Raw genomic sequence first — 21,857 nt, forward strand, 5'->3', positions numbered from 1 at the left:
GAGCAGCGTAAGTTGCGGTTTATTAAAGACTTTTTAGGGTCAAAGTCACTCAAATAGCATGAATTATGTCCATTAGCGACTACCTTCTACTTTTTAGCATGAATTTTGTCCATTACACCAATTGTTGGGTTTGGTATAAAAACGATACAGCGAGATGAAAAGTTGTTTTTCGCAGCATCTGTCGGCGTAGGCACAGCACGCAAGAAAAACAACTTTTCATTGAACGATTTGATAGCGACGTATCTGATTTATTTGTATTCAACTATATATTTTTAGTGCAGCTGATAGATGCAAAAAATAGTACACAACGTCATTATTAGTAGAGTATTAGTTACACAATACAGCTTTTTTACTCAATTCGTTTTAGCGCATAATTGTTCACACATTAAGCGCTAAGTATTTGACTAAAATAATGATGGAATGATAGCAAGTGTTGGCTATCTTAAGTACCTTTGCCCTCGTTATTTGACATGGTTTACATGCTCATTTAACGGGGGTTTTTTCTTATATAAGCGTTGTTTTTCTCGACCTTATTTTTTAAATTTTGTTTTTTTGCTACTTCATTAGCGGCTTTATTTACTGCTATTTTAAAGGAATCTATTATGACCACGCCTATCAATACGCCAGCATTTCAGGCTACGAATAAAAAAGCGCTTAAACACGCCTTCATTAAAAAAAACACTATTCCTACAGCCATATCAATGGTCTTAGCGGGTAGTTTTCTGACGCTAACTGCTGCCCAAGCTGCACCTGAAGTCACGGTCGTACCATCTGTGAGCAACAGCACCACAGTGGTCGAAAGTTACTCAGACGGCAAAACAGCGGTTATCACTGCGACGCCGAATGGCATCACCATGCAAGATGGTATGCCGTTTTACCGCACACAAGTGAGTACTGCGCCCCGTTATGTGGTTCGCTCAGGCGCTAATACTGTCGTTACTCAAGGCAATGCCACGGTCACGAGCGTACCTGTGACCAACCAAGTCACTAATCAAACCAGCAGAGTTGACGTCATAGCGGTTCCAACGACCAGCGTGACCGAAGTCTTGCCTGTGACGCCGGTGACCCAGTTGCCCGTCATCCATACACCAACGACCACCGTCGTCACTAATCAACCGGCAACGACGCAAATCGTTTCTACCTCTTTAGATACTCTGCAATTGACCCCAACTTTTAGCACGCCTGGTGTGGTTAATGCCCAAACCAAAGTCATGAAAATATTAAAGAATAAAGATGGTCGTGAAGTGGCCGTACCCGCCAATCATATCGCGCCTGGTGACGTCATCGAATATCACACCACTTATACCAATACTACCGCGCAGCCTGTTACTGATATCAATGCGATGGTGTCATTGCCAAATGGTGTCCAATTAGTGTCACTAAACAGTCCATTACCAACGCTTGCGACTACTGGTGGCGATAGCTATCAAACTATCCAAAAAGTGGGCAATACCGTGGTTGTAAAAGAAAACTATTCTGGTCTTAAATGGAACTTGGTTGATCTAAGTCCAAATGCTGCTCAGACCGTCGTTATACGAGCTAAAGTTCAGTAATGACGACCTTATAAAATATCATATTTTACTAAAAAATTACTCTAAAGCCTTGCAAACGCGAGGCTTTTGTCATTTTAAAGAAGAATAAATCTCCAACTATATAGTCAAGGAATTTTAGAATCGCTACAAGGTGACCGACCGCAGATAGTATATTGAGTACATCTAGGGCGGGTAACACCGTAGCGGTTTAAAAGTGCTGTAACTATACTTGTTAATATTTTTTATTTTCAAGCGACACTATCTGTCGTCTTGTTTATCTAATTATCCTACCTTTATAATGACTTAAGCCTGATTTTGCTAAAATACATACCTATAAATGATTTGGTAAATCGCGCTTATGGCAACCATCAATTATGAACGACTACAAGGTAAGCTCAATATCTTAGCGGACGCTGCTAAGTATGATGTCTCTTGCTCATCCTCCGCAGGCACTCGCAAAAACCAAGGCGGTGGTCTTGGTGATGCTTCAGCAACCGGTATTTGCCACAGCTATACCGAAGATGGTCGCTGTGTCAGTCTTCTTAAAATCCTTTTGACCAATCACTGCATCTACGATTGCGCATATTGTACCTCACGTAAAAGCAATGACACCCTGCGCGCTGCTTTTAGCGTCGAGGAAGTGGTTGATTTAACCATGCAGTTTTATCGTCGTAACTATATCGAAGGATTATTTTTAAGCTCAGGGATTTTTAAAAGTGGCGATTATACGATGGAGTGCTTGGTCGAGGTCGCCAAGATACTGCGTACCCGCGAGCGCTTTAACGGCTATATCCATCTAAAAACTATCCCCGGCGCGTCAAAAGAATTGTTATTAGAAGCGGGGCTTTATGCCGATCGCCTTAGTGTCAATATTGAAATTCCGACCAAATCAGGTCTGGCATTGCTCGCTCCAGAGAAGTCACATGATGAATTAAAAGCACCAATGGAAACCGTTAAAACTGAAATTATCACTATCAAAGAGAGCCGTAAAACCCATAAAAAAACACCTAAATTTGTGCCAGCGGGTCAAACCAGTCAGATGATTGTTGGCGCCAGTAATGAGACCGATTTGCAAGTCATACAGCTATCGAGCCATTTTTATCAGCAATATGATTTAAAACGTGTTTATTACTCAGGTTACGTACCGATGTTGTCTGATAGTCGCCTGCCAGCGATTGGAACGCCTGTGCCGATGATACGTGAAAACCGTCTGTATCAAGCGGATTGGCTGATGCGTTTTTACGGCTTTGGTGCCCATGAAATCGTTGAGCCTGACTCGCCATTTCTAGACTTAGATTGCGACCCGAAACTTGCTTGGGCAATCCGCCACCGCGAGCATTTTCCCGTTAATATCCAAACCGCCACTTACGAGATGATTGTGCGTATTCCGGGTATCGGTACCAAAACCGCTAAAAAGATAGTGAAGGCGCGTAAGTTTAATCAGTTGACGCTTTATCACTTGAAGAAAATGGGCGCGGCGGTCAATCGTGCCAAGTACTTTATCGCAACAACGGGTAAAAACGAGCATTTGGCGCATTTAACCCGTGATAATTTCCGTCAATATGTACTGGCGCAAACGCAGACCAAATATAAAGACCAACGCAACGGTCAATTAGCGCTGTTTTAATCAGCATGGTTTTAGTCGGCATGGTTTTAATTGCCACTATTTTAAATAGGAACATAAATGTCACAGCTGATGCAAAGTCACGATTACATTGTCGGTCACTTAACGCCCAGTATTGTGCTTTATGAGCCAAGTTTTGAAGGTTGGCTGAGTGCCGTATTTTATGTCTATACCAATAAGTTACAGGACGATGAATCCCTACAACTAATTGCTCACGACTGCTATATACCATCGTTGATTGCACAGGCAACAAGCGTAGCAACGGATGCAGACAACGCCGAACGCGTACTAATAATGCTGCATAAACTCTTAGGTCGTTCAGGTATGCGCAATATCCTCTGGGGATTTTTATCAGAAAAAGCTCATATCGGCACCACTTTATTTCAAGTAATTAAATACGCCATTGACTACCCTAGCCGCCATATTATGCAAGATTTGGGTAATTTGAATGTTTTGGAATTGGTACAAACCGTCAAATCGGTCAGCCGAGAAAAACACCGCATGGAAGCCTTTGTGCGTTTTGAGCACACCACTGACAATATCTACTTTGCCCGCGTTGAGCCTGACTTTAATGTACTGCCTTTGATTGGTGAGCATTTTCGTCAGCGTTATCAAGATCAGCATTGGGCGATTTATGATGTGGCGCGTGGCTATGGCATTTATTATGACAAAAGTAAAAGTACCCCGTCGCGCCCTGCTGACCTACAAACCATCACTAACCTAGATGATACGGTACTGCGTAATCCTGCCAGCATTCATAGTAAGGACGAACAGCGTTATCAAAAGTTTTGGCAAGGCTACTTTACTAATGTCAATATCAAAGAGCGTAAAAACCCACGGCTACATAAGCAATATCTGCCGCAGCGCTATTGGAAATATCTCAGTGAAAAGCAAGTGCTACCAAATGCTGAGCATTTACAAAAACGTCGCTAGTTTAGTAACGTTACCTATTGCCAACTGCTTATTCTCAGCTAAGAAAAGCATGGCAAATTTGACCTTATCTTTTTATCTTGGTGGTTGAGTTTTCGGCACTTTTAACTGACAATAGCAGCTTGATATCCTATTTGGTGACCGACGCTATTATGAAAGTTATGCGCTTACTGTCGTCCTTAAAGCATGATGAATCCGAGCGCGGCATTTTTCATCTGGGTCGCGCTTTGGTTAAAAATGGTCATACTTCCATTATCATTGCCAGCGCCGATGAAGAAAATGACTTGGTCAAACGCCTAAAGCGCGATGGTAATATCTACCATCAGCTTTATATGAATAAGAAATCTTGGCTGTCACTGCTACAAGTCGCCCCGCTGCGCCGCCTGATTGAAAAATACGACCCTGATGTCATTCATGTGCATTCGCGCACCCCTGCATGGATATTGCATTTGGCCTTGCGCCGCGCCCGCCTCAAGCGTCGTCCCAAACTGGTCTCGACCATGTACGGTTTTTATCCGATTAATAAATACTCGCAAGCGCTGCTCGATGTCGATACCATCATCACGGTCTCTGATAGCGTCACCAATTATTTAAAAAAAGGCCTGCGCCGTGAGGAGCTAGAGCCCAAAGTTATTAAACGTATTTACCGTGGTGTCGATACGCGCCGTTATCCGTATCGACACAACCCTTCTGTGTATTGGCTGCGCCATACGTTCGCCGAATATCCTGAACTTGAACACAAAAAATGGCTGGTTTTTCCGACTATCATCGGCAATGAATATGGGCAAGAATGGCTGATTGATATTTTGGGCAATCTGCAAGAACAATTTCCCAATATTCACGTCATTATTATGGATGATGATTACCGCGAAGGTGATGTGGCGCATGAAGATTTTCGTCAACGCAGTAATACGCTTGGATTGTCTGAGCGCATAACTTACGTTGGCAGCAAACGTAATGATATGCGCGAATGGCTGTCGGCGGCCAATATCGTCATGGCGCTTGCCAATGAGCCAGAATCGATTGGCATTAATGCGCTGCAAGCAATTCACTTAGGCACGCCAGTCATTGGCTGGGATCAAGCGGCCTTTAGCGAGATACTACAGCCACTTTATCCGCAAGGATTGGTCAAAAAATACAACGCCAAAGCGCTCTGTAAAGCGGTGCGCAACCAGCTAGAAAGTGTTACCCGTCCTGAGATGACCAATAAATTCACCATGCGTGAGATGATTGAACAAACCCTACTCGTCTATCAAGGGTTATATGACCAATCGCTTGCAGAAGAACAAGCGCAGGCGGATGCAGCGGCGATTAAAAAAATTAAGAAAGGCCTTAGTAAGGCATCTAAATCTATTCCTGAATCTCCTTATGTAAAAATCGAGCCCGCGGATAAAATCAGCAAAGTCAGGTTGTTTAAAGACTCTACTAAAACGACAGATGCTAAAGCAGAGACTAATGCTGCAACCGTTAAAGTAGAAAATGATAAGGCAATACAAACGATAGAAACAGTAAAACCAGCCGATAAACAAAAAGCAAACCAAGACCAAAGCAATATCTAATAGCTTATTTATGACCCCTTATTTTTAGCGAAAAAAAGCACTGCTTCTATTGCTAGATACAGTGCTTGAGATAGTGGCTAATAAACTCTAAACTCTTTATAAATAATAGGCTTTTGCAAAACAGTTTTTAACGCCAATTGAACTTTAATATAAACTTAGTAAGTCGTCGGCGTATGCGCGCTTACGATACGAGTTATGCCATCAGTAGGATTGATAAAGGTGTGCGGTTTAATGGTATCAATCACATAACTGTCACCTTCATTCAACAAATAAGTCGTCTCTTCGATACGAATTAAGACTTTGCCTTCAATAACGGTGCCAATCTCTTCGCCTTCGTGAGCGATTTTTTCTTCGGTCGAGCTATTGGGCTGATAGGTCTCAATCAAAAACCCCAGATTTTTGGTGGTGCTACAGTTATATACCTGTTTGAGCGACACTCTACTGCTTGACTCGCTAAGCTCTATCAAATCCTTTGGTGTGACCACCACACGTGCTTTGGGCTCTTTCCACTCATCACTGAAAAAAGTCGTCAAATCAGACCCTAGCACCTGTAAGATGGCTTTAAGTGTATTGACCGCTGGGCTGACTTTATTACGCTCAATCGCACTGATTGAAGTATTGGTTACCCCTGCCATCCTTGCCAGCTTGCGTTGCGAGTAGCCTTTTGCAAGGCGCAGTTGATTGATTTTTTTACCGATATCCTCTTCAGGCTGGCTGTCCATTTCGAGTTCAGATTCTGACGCATCTTCTTCAGCGCTGTTAACGTCATCAGCATCGTCTTCGTCTTGTTTTTCAGCCTCGTCTTCGAGTAAGTCCATTTCATTTTCAGGCGCAATGTCCTGTTTTTCAATATCGTTTTCTGCACTATTATGAACCGTGTTTTTTGCTGGCATAGTGGATAAATTCCTTGAATAGAAATTTTGACAAATCGTCTTGTGCATAATTTAACTCAGGATGCCATTGTACACCAATCATAAATGGATGTTTTATTAAGCTGATGGCTTCTACCAATCCATCCGGTGCACGTGCTTCGACAAATAAATCTCGACCTACTGTATTGATGGCTTGTTTGTGCAACGAATTGACGTGCCATTTTTCGCCAAACGCTGCCAGTCGCCCCTCAGGCTGAATAATCACGTCATGCACCGGCTGGTATTGCACCTCAAGCGGCTGGGTATTGTCTTCCAAATGCGGCTCATAAAACCCTTCTACTTCACGCCAATCTGGATGCAGGCTACCATCAAAATAGACATTCATCTCTTGCAAGCCTCGGCATACTGCCAATAAAGGCGTACCCGCCTTCTCTGCATGAGCAAGCAGTTTAAAGCTCAGCTCATCACGACCTAAGTCCTGCTTTTCTTCAATATGCGAAGCGCCATAACGTGCAGGCGCGACGTTACTGTAACTGCCCGTCAATAAAATACCGTCAGCAATGGCAATCAAAGCCGCGAAGTTCTCACTCTCAGCGGCAGTATTGGGCAGCAAGATAGGATTGCCACCATAAAAATGTACCGCATCGATATATTTTTGGTACACCGCTTGCGCAGGTTGACCGTCGACCATTTTATGACAGGAGACGATGGCAATAATGGGGCGATAAGTTTGCATTTTATTCTTCCTTGAATGTGATATCTGAGCCTCAAAACTTCAATATACCGAGATTTCTTTGATTAAAATCTAACACAAAATTTCGGACATTGTAAACTATAAACTTCATTTTTAGATAATTAAAACCAATATGAATATAATTAATTACTTTTTAATAGTTTTAAATATCATTTGACAACTATAAATTTCAGTCATATATTGAAGGACATCAGTAAGACAAAAGGTGAATTACCGTCTCTACACCCCAATGTCATTACCGATAAAAACAAGGCTAAGAACAATGCTAAGTGATTCATTTTGCAGTAAAAACATCAAGCAATGATAGGAAGGAAATACTTAGTAAAGTAAACCATGTGGTATCAGCCACGGCAGTTATAAGTGCTGTTTTATTTAGCAATACTGTTTTATTTAACGTCATTCACCATCAGGATTTGTCAATTATGAATGACAGCGGCCATAAACGGCGCAACTATAATCAGAGTAAAAATCAACATCAATAGGGATAATAGACATGACGACAACCAAGGGAATGGTCGAATCTGCAAATAATACGGAATATGTGTATGTTGCAGCGGGGGATATTAATGGCTTACTTCGTGGTAAGCGCATCCCCTTTAATCAGATGGAAAAAGCAGAAAATGGTGCCATACGCTTACCTTTATCAATTTTAGGCGTCGACATCTGGGGCGCTGACGTTATCGAATCCTCTCAGTGCAATGGCGATATCGATGCCATTGCTCGTCCTACCGGCCGCGCTGCCTATCCGCTCCTCAATACCAGCGCGCCCTCATCGCTATTGCCCGTTTGGCTTTATACCGAAGACAACGAGCCTTATTACGGTGACGCACGCCACGTCTTAGATTATGTCAGTAAAAAATTCAAAGCACTCGGATTAACGCCAGTCATGGCAACAGAGCTTGAATTTTATTTGATTGATTACACCGAAGGTGAAAGCCCAAAACCGCCTATCCGTCCAAAGAGCGGCTTAAGGCTAAATAAGACTTCTATTTTAAGTATCAATGACTTATTGCAGTTTGATGAGTTTTTAGACGAAGTTTATGAGCAATGCAAAAAACTTGATATTCCGGTTGATGCCGCTTTAGCTGAGAACGGCTGTGGTCAGTTTGAAATTAACTTATTACACGTCGATGACCCGTTAAAGGCTGCTGACGATGCCATTTTATTCAAACAAGTAGTTAAGTCCGTCGCAGCACGCCGCAAGCTAACGGCTACTTTTATGGCAAAACCCTTTGGATTGCAATCCGGCAACGGCTTTCATGTACACTGCAGCCTGCTCGATAAAGATGGCAATAATGTCTTTGATGATGGCTCAGAAGAAGGGTCAGACATCTTGCGTCATGCGGTCGCAGGTTTATTAAAAACCATGTCGGATTGCACCTTATTATTTGCCCCCCATGTCAACTCTTATCGCCGCTTTACCCCAGGTACACTGGCACCAAACAATGTGTCATGGGGCTATGAAAACCGCACCGCTGCTGTGCGCATCCCAGGCGGCGACTCACAAGCACGCCGTATCGAGCACCGCGTTTCTGGCGCCGATGCCAACCCTTATCTGGTCTGTAGTGCGGTATTGGCAGGCATGCTTTATGGCATCGAAAACAAGCTTGAAGCGCCAGAGCCGGTCAATAGCATCACTTATAACGAAGCCGAGCTTAAAACTTTGCCATTAGACTGGCTGTCCGCTATCCGCAAATTTGAAAGCAGCGACATCATCGATTCTTTATTTCCAAGCGAGATGATTGAGCTATTAATTGCAGTCAAAAAACAAGAAGCCAAACGCTTTGCTCAGCAAGTGACCAACCTTGAATACCTCACCTATTTACAGGATGTTTGATATGTCAAATAACTCAAATAGCAACTTAAATGGCAATGCAGCAATGAACCAAAACCCGCCTTCGAATAACACGCGCAACATTCCGCATTATTCAGACAATGGGCAATATCCTGATAGCTATTATGCAGCCAGCCGTAATCCTAAGCCCGACAGACCGACGCTAAAAAATGATATTCAAGTGGAAATCTGTGTAGTCGGTGGCGGTTATAGCGGCTTATCAACGGCGCTGCATCTCATTGAAACCGATCACGAAGTGGTGGTTTTAGAAGGTGCGCAAATTGGTTGGGGCGCATCAGGGCGTAATGGCGGTCAAATCGTCAACGGTCTTAACGCCAGCCTGCAAAAAATCAAAAAGTCTTATGGTCAAGAAAACGCAGATTTCGTCGGTCAGCTTGTGACCCGTGGCGGCAAAATCATTCGGCGCTTTGTCGCTGATTATAATATCGACTGCGATCTTAAAGAGAAAAATATCTTTGCGGCGTTAAATAATGGTCAGTTAAAAGACTTACAAGAGACGCATGCCCTATGGGAAAGTCATGGGATGCATGATCGAGAAATGCTCGACAAAAATGGCATCCAAGAACATATCAAAACAGACGCTTATGTGGGCGGTATTATTGACCATTCAGGTGGTCATATCCATCCGCTAAACCTCGCGCTTGGTGAAGCCGCTGCCATCGAAAAATCTGGCGGTACTATCTATGAAAACACTTTAGTCGTTGATATTGAATATGCCGATGACCACATCAAAGTTATTACTGAATTTGGTAGCGTCACTTGTAAGCAAGCGGTGCTGTGCGGCAATGCCTATCTCAATAAAGTCATACCTAAATTAACTGACCGCGTCATGCCGGTATCGACACAGATTATCGCCACCGAGCCCTTAGGTGATTTAGCAGACCAGCTGCTACCAACCGACGTCTGCGTCGAAGATGTGCGCTATATCCTTGATTACTATCGCCTGTCAGCGGATAAGCGCATGTTATTTGGCGGCGGTACTGTCTACGGTGGTCAAGACCCAGCCGATATCACCGCCAAAATACGACCAAATATGAATAAGATTTTCCCAGAGCTACGTGATGTCAAAATTGACTATGCGTGGAGTGGTAACTTTGCCTTGTCTTTTTCTCGCGTACCGCAAATGGGCAAACTGCATGACCGTGTTTATTTCGCTCATGGCTATAGCGGTCATGGGGTGACAGGCTCGCATTTATTTGGGCAGATATTAGCTAATGCCATCAATGGTCGCACCAAAGAGTTTGATACCTTTGCCAAGATTCCTTGGATTCCTTTCCCAGGTGGCCGCGCCCTACGCGTGCCGTATTCTGTCATGGGCTCATGGTGGTACGCACTAAAAGACACCACTGGCATGTAACGACGTCAAAATCTAACCATCATTATCTGTCATAACAATGGATTGTTGTGATGGCGCTCGATAGAAAGAAGATGCACTGGTGCGCTACTGACTATCGAGCAACAACCATAAAACAGAGTTTTAAAAAATTAGGTTTTACAGGGAGCGTAAATATGAACATGAAACTCAGCGAAGCTGTCGAGGGGCAGTTTCATAACAAGCGAGTATTTTTGACGGTATTAGCAGGGATTGCCATATATATCGCTTTTGCTTGGCTATCGACCACCCGTGCGCCAAACGAATCTTGGGGTGCTTTATCGCTATTACCTACATTATTAGTATTGGTCACTGCCATTGTTTCTAGGCGTCCATTTGAATCTATGATTGCAGGCTGTGTCGCGGGTCTTGTGATGCTCAATCCGTTTGATTTGGTTTCGCCTTTTGCTGAAAATATATCCCTCGTACTCGGTAATGAAACCATTGTCTGGGTAGTACTGGTTTGTGGTTTGATGGGCGGTCTGATTCAGCTGCTTGAGATCAGCGGTTGTCTCGATGGCTTTAGTGAATGGCTACAAAAAATCATCAAATCACGCCGGCAATCATTACTAGCGACTGCAGGACTGGGCGTGGTGGTCTTTATTGATGATTATTTAAACTGTCTTGCTGTATCGACGTCTGTTAAGAAATTGACCGATTTTTATGGGGTATCGCGAGAAAAACTTGCCTACATCGTCGATTCAACGGCGGCGCCGATGTGCGTTATTGTGCCTATTTCGACTTGGGCGGTCTACTTTGCCGGACTTTTAGAAGAAAATGGCGTCGCAAAAGACGGTGGTGGAATGGCACTTTATATGAGTGCCATTCCTTTTATGGCGTATGCTTGGTTTGCACTGGTGATTGTGTTTTTGGTGGCATATGGCATTTTGGGCGATTGGGGCCCGATGAAAAAAGCGGAAGCTCGCGCCAAAGGTGGCAACCCTGTACCTGAAGCTTTTGTCGATGAGCAATTGGTTTCAAACGTCAAGGCCAAACGCAAGCTATCGTTTAAAGCCAATATCATGAACTTTGCTTTCCCCATGATTTTATTGATTGTTTCAACCATTTATTTTGAAATTGATTTATTAAGAGGGGCATTACTGACCTGTTTCGTTACCGTTCTTATCTATTGGGCGCAAGGTATCTTAAGTTTCGAGACCCAAATGGAAGCCATTTTTAAAGGTTTCCAAGTCATGCTCTATCCATTATCAACGGTAGTCGGTGGCTTCTTCTTAAAAGCCATCAATGATGAGCTTGGCATGACGACGTACGTAATCGAGGCCATCACGCCTTATATGACGATTGTCATCTTTCCTGCTGTCATCTTTGCCGTCATGGCGTTCTTAACCTTTGCCACCTCATCAAGTTGGGGTTTGTATATCCTGGCAATGCCGATTGTATTCCCTATTTCGTTAGCACTTGGTGTCAGCACGCCATTGATGATTGGGGCACTATTGTCAGCGTCTTCATTTGGTAGTCATGCCTGCTTCTTTAGTGACTCGTCGTTATTAGCCTCACAAGGAGCGGGCTGCTCACCCATGCAACATGCCTTTAGCCAATTCCCCTATGCCATGCTTGGCGCGGTTTTATCCATCGTGACATTCCTAGGTTTGGGTTATATGATGGCTTGAGTATTATTTAAAGTATAGGCTGCATACGATGAGCGTTAAGGATTTGCTAAAGCATACAAATAACGACTGAGACAGTGCTGTATCTACAATACAATGATCTTGCTGCTTGATAGTATTAATAACTACCAACCATCACAGATTAAAAAAAATTTAAAAGATAGTGATAATAAAACAACCACAAATGGATTTTGATCAAAAGGAAATAACAATGAGCGACTATCAAATTACTAACCCAGCGACTGGCGAAGTAGAGGCCACCTACCCAACCTCTACTGAGCAAGACATTCAGCAAGCGATTGAAAAAGCTGATCGCGCTTATCAAGATTGGCGCAAGGTAACATTAGAAGAACGCAGTACGCTACTGCATAAAATTGCTGACATCTACCTTGAGCGTCAAGATGAGCTGGCGCGTATCGTCGCAGCAGAGATGGGCAAGCCTATCGCGCAAGCAAAAGGCGAGATTGGCTTAGTGGCTGATATTTTTCGTTACTATGCTGATAACGCCGCGCAGTTATTAGCGCCCCATACCATCGATGTTGATAGCGGTTCTGCCCTTATAGAGAAGCGTCCTGTCGGCGTGCTTTTAGGCATCATGCCGTGGAATTACCCGCATTATCAGGTTGCACGTTTTGCCGCCCCTAACTTTATGGCAGGTAATACGCTGATTTTAAAACACGCGCCGCAGTGTCCGAAAACAGCAGAAGTAATCGTTGATATTTTTAAAGAAGCAGGCTTGCCAGAAGGCGTCTATAACAATGTATTTGCGACCAATGAACAAGCGGCGACCATCATCGAAGACCAACGCGTACAAGGTGTGTCGTTGACAGGTTCTGAGCGCGCTGGACAAGCGGTGGCAAAAATAGCTGGCGGTGCACTTAAAAAAGTCGTATTGGAGCTTGGTGGCTCGGATGCCTTTATCGTTGCAGCCGATGCCGATATCGAACAAGCCATACAAGGGGCAATCGAAGGTCGTTTTGGTAATACAGGACAAGCTTGTAATGCCGCCAAACGCCTTATCGTCGTCGAATCTGTCTATGATCAATTCGTCGAAGCCTTTACCCATGCCGTACGTAACATGACATTGGGCGACCCTCTTGATGAAGAAACCTTTATCGGACCACTGTCCTCTAAAGCGGCGGCAGTCAATCTACAAGCACAGCTCGACAGCGCTATTCAAGCTGGCGCGACGGTACTGGTCGAGGGTGGTATGCTCAAAGACAAACCAGGCGCTTGGTTTGCGCCTGCTGTTCTCACAGATGTTGACGACTCTATGGATGTCTATTACGAAGAGCTATTCGGTCCGGTCGCTGTTGTCTATAAGGCTTGTGATATTGAGCAGGCGATTAAAATCGCTAACGATGTGCCTTTTGGCCTTGGCGCTTCTATCCAAACACAAGATGCGGCGCTGGCTGCTGATATTGCTGATAAACTAGACGTCGGTATGGTGACTATTAATGCACCGTCTGGTAGTGAAGCCAATACCCCATTTGGCGGTGTCAAACGCTCAGGGTTTGGTCGCGAGCTTGGTACGCTAGGTATTACCGAGTTTTTGAATTATAAATTGATTCGTGATAAATCCTAATCTATTTAAATCGCATTAAAAAAGCCTAGCATCTATTGATAGACGCTAGGCTTGTTATGATAAAGGCATTCTTTACTTTTTAGGCGGATTGTCTTTCAACCATAGCTGATTGACGATTTTTAACTCGCGTAGCTCTTCTGCCATGATAGCTTCACTGATGCCTGGATATTTGACGACGGCATAGCTATAAAGACCGATACCGAGCGCTGTCCAACCAAAGAAAATCCACCACTCGATAGCGCTCAGTGCTGACGGCATACCCGGCATATATAAGATGAGCAAGCCAATGCCCAGTACGATGGTAAACATACCGACCAATTTACCCGCTGGCACTCTAAACGGGCGCACCATATCTGGCTCACGGTAGCGTAAGACTAAGAAAGAGATGGCGACACAGGTATAAGCAATCACAATCCCAAAACCACCGGCATCAACAATCCATACTAGCATTTTACGACCAAATAAAGGCGCAAGCGTCGCCAAACCACCAATCAATAAAATAGCATTTTTCGGGGTTTTATATTTGGGGTGTAGTTTACCCAAAAATGCAGGCAACATATGGGCTTTTGACATGGCATAAAGTAAGCGACTGCCACCGATTAAAAACGCGTTCCAACTCGATAAAATCCCAAGTACACCGCCAATAACTAGTAAAATACCCGCCCATTTGCCATGCCACGCATTGGTCATCGCGTCAGCGGTCGCTAAGGTTGATCCTTGTGCTTGAATGAGCGGCAAAGTGCGGCCGACACTCCATGCCACGCCGACATACCACATCACCGCAATAATAATAGAGACAATCAAAAACTTACCGATATTAGGACGGGTCAGATCAATCTCTTCGGCCGCTTGCGGAATCACGTCAAAACCGACAAACATAAACGGCACCATGACAATCACCGTCATCATACCGCCGATACCACCGATAAAGGCAGGCGCCTGCACGGCTGTTGAGTTCGCAGGATTGTAAATTACCGCACCAATAAACAATAACGTACCGACGAATAAAATACCGAGTACGGCTGTTTTTTGGAACCAAGCGCTAACTTCCATGCCGCGAATATTGAGCCAAGTGACGATGATTGAGCCTAGCATACCGACCCCGACCCACGTGGCATACACATCCCAGCCCGCTATCGTCCATAGATAGCCTTGGTTATAATTGGGAATAAAGTATTCAACCACCGTCGGCAACGCTACTGCTTCAAAAGCAACGACCGAGAAGTAACCAAATAAAATACTCCACGAGCAAATAAAGGAAACCGTGACGCCAAGCGCTCGATGGGTATAGGTATGCTCACCGCCGGTGACTGGCATTGACGAGGCTAGCTCTGCATAGTTAACACCAATCATGATAACGGCCAAACCACCAATCATAAACGCTAACATCGCGCCCCATGTGCCCGCCGCTAATATCCAGTCCCCTGCTAAAACGACCCAGCCCCAACCGACCATAGCACCGAATGCTAAAGCAATAATATCAAACATGCCCAGCGATTTTTTTAGCTCAGACATAACCTACTCCTTGTCCGTGTGTCATCCGTGTCAGCCCTTTTTAACGGCACTGATACCCACTATTTTTATGTAATAGGGCGCTGCCCTTTTTTATCTTTTCCTGCCTATCAAGCGATAGGTTTAGTATTATTCATGACATTTGTCTTTTAAAACTTGCTTAGCAGAGACAGCAACGGCGTCTTGATTTGCAAGGCGCCGTTGTAAAACCACCACTCAAAGCAGCATTGTCATTATCCTAAGCTTAAGCTTTCATCTTTTGAATTAACGCCTTGAGCGGTCAAAATACCTTTGATAATATCAAGGCCTTCTTGTAGCACTTCGTCCTCTACTGTCAACGGCACCATCACGCGAATGGCGTTGCCAAACATGCCACAAGACGCAAGCAGCAATCCTTGCTCGAAAGCTTTGGTTTTTAGGTTGGCAGTCGCCGCCGCATCAGGCTTGCCATCGCTGTCGATTAGCTCAAACGCTAACATCGCGCCTTTATGGCGAATATGACCGATGCTGCTTAGGTTCAAATCTTTTAAAAACGCTTCGATTTTGTCACCAATCTCGATACTGCGCTCAAGCAGATTTTCTTCTTCAATCACTTCCATGACAGCAAGCGCAGCCACACAAGCCAATGGGTTACCAGAATACGTACCGCCCAAACCGCCGACTTGCGGGGCATCCATGATATCAGCGCGACCGATAACGGCAGAAATAGGATAGCCACCCGCTAAGCTTTTAGCACTGGTCATCAGATCCGGCTCAACACCCAATTGTTCAGACGCAAACAAGGTACCGGTACGGGCAAAACCACACTGGACTTCATCAAAAATCAGCACAATGCCATGCTCATCGCAAATCTCGCGCAAGGCTTTGGCAAACGATGGTGTCACTTGATGGAAACCGCCCTCGCCTTGTACGGGCTCAATAATCATCGCTGCCACTTCACTTGGATCGATATCCGCTTGGAAAATCATCTCAAGGCTATGCAATGCTTGTGCTTCGGTCACGTTTAGCTCTTCTGCTGGGAATAACGCATGGAACACAGGACCTGGCATCGGGCCAAAGTTCTTTTTATATGGCAATACTTTACCCGTTAGGCTCATGCACATCAGCGTACGACCATGCCAACCACCAACGAAAGAGATGACACCCGGACGACCGGTTTTTGCACGGGCAATTTTGATACAGTTTTCGACCGCTTCTGCGCCCGTAGTCAAGAACAAGGCTTTTTTCGGACCGCTGATAGGCGCTTTTTCGCAAAGCTTTTCAGCAAGCTCGACGTAGCATTCATAGTTAACCATTTGCGCGGCAGTATGGGTAAATTTGTCTAGCTGCTCGTGCACACGCTGGGTGATTTTTGGATGGCTGTGACCAGTATTCAGTACTGAGATACCGCCGACAAAGTCAATATAACGATTGCCTTCGATATCCCACACTTCTGAGTTTTTTGCTTTTTCGGCAAAAATAGGAAAGGCAATGCCAAGGCCTGTTGGCAAAACAGCTTTACGGCGCGCAAGTAATGATTGATTGGTAGTCATAAGAATATCCTTTTCTTTCTTCTTTACGTAGATGCCAATGATGGTATGGCGGTTTATAAAATAAGCTGTGGCTAAATTTGGGATTCATGCTGCTGAATCCCGTTAAATACTAGGTGAAAATCTATAAAAAACAAATGGTTAAAATATAAAACAGCTAACCATTAGCTCTAACTATTAACTAACATCAGAGCACCAATATTTGGTCACGACATATTCTTCAATGCCGTATTTTGAGCCTTCGCGGCCAAAGCCTGACTGCTTGACGCCGCCAAATGGTGCGACTTCGGTAGAAATAAGACCGGTATTATGACCGATGATGCCGTACTCTAAACCTTCAGTGACACGCCATGAGCGAGCATAGCTGCCGCTGTAGAAATATGCCGCCAAACCATAAATGGTGTCGTTGGCTTGACGAATGACGTCGGCTTCATCTTTAAAGGTAAAGATAGTAGCGATAGGGCCAAAAATTTCTTCATGGGCGATATCCATGTCACTGCTGATATCAGTAATCACGGTTGGGTTATAAGACAGTTCTGATGCGCCGTTGGTGCTACCGCCTGTGATAAGGGTTGCGCCTTTATCTAACGCGTCTTTGAGCAGCGCTTGAACTTTATCCAACGCTTTTTTGTTAATTAAAGGTCCGATATCCACGCCTTCATCCATGCCATTACCGACATTAAGCTCAGCGACTTTTTTCACAAAGACGTCGAGGAATTTGTCTTTGATACTATCCTGCACGTAGACACGGTTGGCACAAACACAGGTTTGACCCGCGTTACGATATTTAGAAGCGATTAAGCCTTCAGCGGCTTTTTCAAGATCGGCATCATCAAAGACGATAAATGGCGCATTGCCGCCGAGCTCTAATGACAGTTTTTTGATGGTTGGGGCACACTGTGCCATCAAGGTACGACCGACTTCGGTAGAGCCAGTAAATGACAGCTTATGAATGCGTGCATCGCCGGTTAGGATATCGCCGATGGTTGACGATTTGCCCGTGACGACTTGAATAACGCCTGCTGGAATACCGGCTTGCTCAGCCAATACCGCTAATGCCAATGCAGAAAATGGCGTTTCGGTCGCAGGTTTGATAATCATGGTACAGCCTGCCGCTAGTGCAGGAGCTGCTTTACGGGTAATCATCGCTGCTGGGAAGTTCCAAGGTGTGATAGCCGCGCAGACACCGACAGGCTGTTTTAGGATGACATGGCGCAATTGGGTTTGATTGGCAGGGATAACATCGCCGTATACGCGCTTACCTTCTTCAGCAAACCAGCGGATAAAGCTATTGGCATAGCCAACTTCCCCGCGTGATTCGGTTAAAGGCTTGCCTTGCTCGGCGGTCATAATGATGGCCAAATCTTCTTTATTGGCATCGATAAGGTCGGCCCACTTTTGCAGTAGTTCCGCCCGCTCTTTGGCAGTTTTGGCCGCCCACGTGATTTGCGCCTCATGAGAAGCCGCAACCGCGTCATTGACATCATCGGTCGTCAGGCTCGGTACGTTACCGATAATCTCACCGTTAAAAGGATTGCTGACGTCGATAGTCGCGGCATCACTGGCATCATGCCAACCGTCTTTGATAAAGCACTGCTGTTTGAGTAGGTCTGGATTTGATAGTTGTAGCGTATTTGACTGTTGTGACATGTTGACACTCCTTGTCAGTGTTGTTTTGCAAATAAGGTTTGCAGATTTATAGTGATAAACGAATAGCTAAAAATAAAAACGACTAAAAATAAAAGGTTATGACTTAAATAATTATTGATAACTTGTTATTTGTTCAATATACTGAACATGCATTCTATATATGAGACATCATTATAAGAATGATAATCCCCTATTTGCAACCCCTATTATCAATTTTGTGCTGATTTATCATTTTATTTTGCTACTTCCTTAATTTTATCGTCTTTTATAGGTTTCTTATGAGCACCACTGCCGTTCCTGCTTTGGACAAAACTTTTCAGATTTTAGATTTGATAACTGACAGCGCCCAACCTTTAACGGCGGCGCATATTGCCAAAGCGCTTAACCTGCCGCGTAGCTCAACCCACAATATTTTGCAAAGTTTATTAGCCAAACATGTCATCTATAAAGACAGCGACAGCCGCTTTCATTTGGGCTCGTATTTGATGTATTGGGCGGGCAAATATGAGCAGCAGCAAGGCGTCATCCAGTTATTCAAAGACCTTATTGTCCAGTATCCAATCCTTCTTCAGCATACGGTGACATTGTCCAAGCTCGATTTTGGTGAAGTGGTGTTTTTGGCTTGTCATGAAGCGCCTGCCCCGCTCGGCTTTACTTTCCGCGCTGGTGTACGCGTACCGGCAGTATTCTCTGCCACCGGTAAAGCGATGCTTTCCACCTTTTCTATGGACAGCATAAAATCCATCTATGCCAGTGGTTTCCCTACGCCTATTACCCAATATGGCGTCGATAATTTTGCAGATTTATCTACCGAGCTGACGGCTATTAAAAACAGTCGTATCTCACTTGATGATGGGCAACTGCGCGAAGGTATGTATTGCCTTGGCACTTATATTCGTAACGCTTCTGGCAACGCGGTTGCCGGTATGGCGGTCAGCTTTTTACAAGCAGAATATGAGTCCAAGCGAGCTGAGGTCAGTGCGGTACTGATTGAATTGGCAGAGCAAATTGAGCAGCGTTTGGGTTTTAAGGATGAGCATTAAAATCTAAACGCTGCTAGCTGTTTAATTTTTCCAATCGTTTTATTAATTTTAATAGAGTCTTTTAATCTTCTGAAATCAGCCCTGATAAAAATGCCTGCAAATTTTCATTGAGCTTTTGCAGGTAGTAACCGCCCTCGACCAAGACAATTAACGGTTTTTTTAACGCTTTTAGCTTTTGCGCCAATACGGTAAATCCTTCGGTAGTGACCGCACACCTAGCTTCCGGATCGTCTTTATACACATCAAAGCCCAATACATGAACGATGACATCAGGGTCAAATAATGTCATCGCCTCGATAGATTTATCAACATAGTTAAAAAACCCAGCTTCATCGGTGCCATGTGGCATCGGAAAGTTAACGTTATAGCCTTCGCCCGCGCCGGTGCCCTTTTCAAACTCATGCCCAGTGACGGCCGGATACAAATTAACCGGATCACCATGAACCGAGATATAGAGCACATCGCTGCGCTCGTAGAATATCTCTTGGATACCCTGACCGTGGTGCATATCGGTATCTATAATGGCAATTTTTGCGTATTTCTGCCGTAGGTGTTCGGCGATGATGGCAGCGTTATTCAGATAACAGAATCCGCCTGCGGCGCTTTTACGTGCATGATGACCTGGCGGCCGTGAAAAGCAAAGCTGGATATTATTTTGCCCACGCTCAGCACTTGACGCGTCTTCATTTAACAAGGCTTCAGCAGCATTTAGCGCCGTTTGTGCCGACCAATAGATAGACGTCCAAGAATGCTCACTGATGGGCGCACTATCATCGGCCTGATATTTAGCAGCCTTTGCCATAATGCCGATACCAGGATTGTCATAAGGTACAAAAATCCCCGTCTGTACCTGTGCGCCCAAATCTTCTTCAACCTCCATCCATTCAGCATAGCCATGCTTGAGAAACTCAACATAACCGAAATCATGAACCGCTAATATTGGTCCGATGCCAACATCAGTGGCAGTGGTTACCTCTAAACCTAGTGCTGCTGGCGCTTTTAACAACTCGACCATGCGCTCTGGTATCTCTAACGGCTCATGCATCTTGCCATAAGAGAAATACGGTAACGGTCTGTGCAAACTGAGGTTTTCATGGCTATATATTTTCATGCTTAACATTCCTTTGTTTAACATTTTTTCCAATCGTGCGTTTTTTGATGCTTAACTAAACAATTCCATCGGCTTTAAGCTTGGCGATCATCTCGCTGTCATAGCCCAAATCAGCAAGTGTGCTATCGGTATGTTCGCTCAATTGCGGTGGCGGCGACCGATAAGTAATCGGTGAGGCGGATAATTTAATCGGGCTACCTAGTGCTCGAACAGGGCTACCTTGCGCAGCAAAATCAACCACCATCTCACGTGCCAGCGCTTGTGGCATCGCTAATGCCTCAGCAATATTATGAATCGCCCCGCACGGAATACCTGCTTTATCTAACACCTCTAACCAATAACTGCGCGGTTGCTTGGCAAATTGCTTGCTCAGCTCATCACACAGCATCTCGCGATGAGCCACGCGTTGTGGATTGGTCATAAAGCGTTCGTCCATATGCCAATCAACGCCCAATACGTTACAAAGCTTGGCAAACTGACTGTCGTTACCGCAGGCTAAGATAAAGTGCGCGTCACCCTGCCCTGCAAAAACTTGGTAAGGGACGATATTGGGATGCTGGTTACCAAGTCTCGGCGGGTTTTTGTCGGATGCCAAATAATTCATACCGACGTTGGCCAGCATCGCAAGCGCACTATCAAGCAATGCCACATCGACATGCTGCCCAAGTCCGGTATTTTGACGCGCTAATAATGCCGCTTGGATACCAATGGTCAGCTGTAACCCTGCAAACAAATCAACGACTGCCACGCCTACCTTATGCGGTTCGCCATCGCTTGGACCGGTGATGCTCATCAGCCCTGATAGACCTTGAATAATATAGTCATAACCAGGACGCTTGGCGTCTGGGCCTGTCTGACCAAAACCAGTCAATGAGGCGTAAATCAAGCGCGGATTGTCTTGTTTTAGACTGTCGTAATCTAAGCCGTATTTTTTTAGTCCGCCAACCTTGAAGTTTTCAACGACGATATCGCTATCAGCGACAAGCTGCTTGATAATGGTTTGTCCGGCAGGCGTGGTGATATCGACGGTGAGGGATTTTTTATTGCGGTTAATAGTGGCGTAATAAGCGGAGGTATCATCACTGAATTTTGGCGGCGCCCAATGACGCGTTTCATCGCCAATATGTGGACGCTCAACCTTGATGACTTCAGCGCCCAAATCTGCAAGCACTTGAGTACAAGAAGGACCAGCCAATACTCTCGACAAGTCGAGCACCTTGATACCGTGTAATGCACCTTTTGCCATATCAGTCATAATCTTCCCTTATTATGTAACTTATTCTTTGATAAAAATTTAATAA

The 21,857-nt window shown here is 44.7% G+C and carries 16 protein-coding genes; 9 read left to right on the top strand and 7 right to left on the bottom strand.

Annotation, left to right across the window (positions count from 1 at the left end; translation table 11 throughout):
- Positions 1-602 precede the first annotated feature (602 nt).
- From A7325_RS01560 to A7325_RS01575, 4 genes are all read left to right on the top strand, one after another.
- A complete protein-coding gene (locus A7325_RS01560) occupies positions 603-1,553 on the top strand; it encodes a hypothetical protein (protein WP_227514916.1) in 951 nt (316 codons plus the stop codon).
- Between the two features lie 337 nt (positions 1,554-1,890).
- A complete protein-coding gene (locus A7325_RS01565; RefSeq protein ID WP_068404034.1) occupies positions 1,891-3,159 on the top strand; it encodes a putative DNA modification/repair radical SAM protein in 1,269 nt (422 codons plus the stop codon).
- A 57-nt stretch (positions 3,160-3,216) separates the two neighbouring features.
- Positions 3,217-4,089, top strand: coding sequence for a TIGR03915 family putative DNA repair protein (locus A7325_RS01570; protein WP_068404035.1), 873 nt, complete (start codon positions 3,217-3,219; stop codon positions 4,087-4,089).
- A 149-nt stretch (positions 4,090-4,238) separates the two neighbouring features.
- Positions 4,239-5,645, top strand: a complete 1,407-nt coding sequence (locus A7325_RS01575; RefSeq protein WP_082894248.1) for a glycosyltransferase — start codon at positions 4,239-4,241, stop codon at positions 5,643-5,645.
- A gap of 155 nt (positions 5,646-5,800) precedes the next feature.
- Here A7325_RS01575 and A7325_RS01580 read toward each other — a convergent pair whose 3' ends face one another.
- Entirely contained in the window at positions 5,801-6,538 is a 738-nt protein-coding gene (locus tag A7325_RS01580) for a cupin domain-containing protein (RefSeq protein WP_082894245.1), read from the bottom strand.
- Positions 6,513-7,253, bottom strand: a complete 741-nt coding sequence (locus A7325_RS01585; RefSeq protein ID WP_068404036.1) for a gamma-glutamyl-gamma-aminobutyrate hydrolase family protein — start codon at positions 7,251-7,253, stop codon at positions 6,513-6,515. Before A7325_RS01585 ends, A7325_RS01580 begins: the two co-directional genes overlap by 26 nt.
- Positions 7,254-7,764: 511 nt before the next feature.
- On the opposite strand from A7325_RS01585, the gene A7325_RS01590 reads away from it, so the two are divergent.
- The 4 genes from A7325_RS01590 (at position 7,765) to A7325_RS01605 (ending at position 13,711) form a co-directional block, all read left to right on the top strand.
- Complete coding sequence (locus A7325_RS01590; protein ID WP_068404038.1) at positions 7,765-9,108, top strand: glutamine synthetase family protein; 1,344 nt, start codon at positions 7,765-7,767, stop codon at positions 9,106-9,108.
- Between the two features lies 1 nt (position 9,109).
- Positions 9,110-10,483: an NAD(P)/FAD-dependent oxidoreductase gene (locus A7325_RS01595; RefSeq protein ID WP_225211645.1), complete on the top strand. Its 1,374-nt coding sequence runs from the start codon at positions 9,110-9,112 to the stop codon at positions 10,481-10,483.
- A gap of 152 nt (positions 10,484-10,635) precedes the next feature.
- Complete coding sequence (locus A7325_RS01600; protein ID WP_068404040.1) at positions 10,636-12,129, top strand: Na+/H+ antiporter NhaC family protein; 1,494 nt, start codon at positions 10,636-10,638, stop codon at positions 12,127-12,129.
- 208 nt (positions 12,130-12,337) lie between these two features.
- A complete protein-coding gene (locus A7325_RS01605; protein ID WP_068404041.1) occupies positions 12,338-13,711 on the top strand; it encodes an NAD-dependent succinate-semialdehyde dehydrogenase in 1,374 nt (457 codons plus the stop codon).
- Positions 13,712-13,783: 72 nt separating this feature from the next.
- Here A7325_RS01605 and A7325_RS01610 read toward each other — a convergent pair whose 3' ends face one another.
- The 3 genes from A7325_RS01610 to A7325_RS01620 form a co-directional block, all read right to left on the bottom strand.
- Complete coding sequence (locus tag A7325_RS01610; RefSeq protein WP_068404042.1) at positions 13,784-15,226, bottom strand: APC family permease; 1,443 nt, start codon at positions 15,224-15,226, stop codon at positions 13,784-13,786.
- Between the two features lie 230 nt (positions 15,227-15,456).
- Entirely contained in the window at positions 15,457-16,755 is a 1,299-nt protein-coding gene (gene gabT, locus A7325_RS01615) for a 4-aminobutyrate--2-oxoglutarate transaminase (protein ID WP_068404043.1), read from the bottom strand.
- Positions 16,756-16,929: 174 nt separating this feature from the next.
- On the bottom strand, positions 16,930-18,402 hold the full coding sequence (locus tag A7325_RS01620; RefSeq protein ID WP_068404046.1) for an NAD-dependent succinate-semialdehyde dehydrogenase: 1,473 nt from the start codon (positions 18,400-18,402) through the stop codon (positions 16,930-16,932).
- Between the two features lie 278 nt (positions 18,403-18,680).
- Between A7325_RS01620 and A7325_RS01625 the strand changes: the two genes are divergently transcribed.
- Positions 18,681-19,445: an IclR family transcriptional regulator gene (locus A7325_RS01625; RefSeq protein WP_068404047.1), complete on the top strand. Its 765-nt coding sequence runs from the start codon at positions 18,681-18,683 to the stop codon at positions 19,443-19,445.
- Between the two features lie 61 nt (positions 19,446-19,506).
- On the opposite strand, the gene A7325_RS01630 is transcribed toward A7325_RS01625, so the two are convergent.
- Together A7325_RS01630 and A7325_RS01635 are read right to left on the bottom strand one after the other, a co-directional pair.
- Positions 19,507-20,556 carry a histone deacetylase family protein gene (locus A7325_RS01630; protein WP_068404048.1) on the bottom strand — a complete coding sequence of 350 codons (1,050 nt, stop codon included), beginning with the start codon at positions 20,554-20,556 and terminating at the stop codon, positions 19,507-19,509.
- Positions 20,557-20,611: 55 nt separating this feature from the next.
- A complete protein-coding gene (locus A7325_RS01635; RefSeq protein WP_082894246.1) occupies positions 20,612-21,811 on the bottom strand; it encodes a CaiB/BaiF CoA transferase family protein in 1,200 nt (399 codons plus the stop codon).
- Positions 21,812-21,857 lie beyond the last annotated feature (46 nt).

The organism is Psychrobacter sp. SHUES1 (assembly GCF_001652315.1).
In the GTDB taxonomy this organism is placed as follows: domain Bacteria; phylum Pseudomonadota; class Gammaproteobacteria; order Pseudomonadales; family Moraxellaceae; genus Psychrobacter; species Psychrobacter faecalis.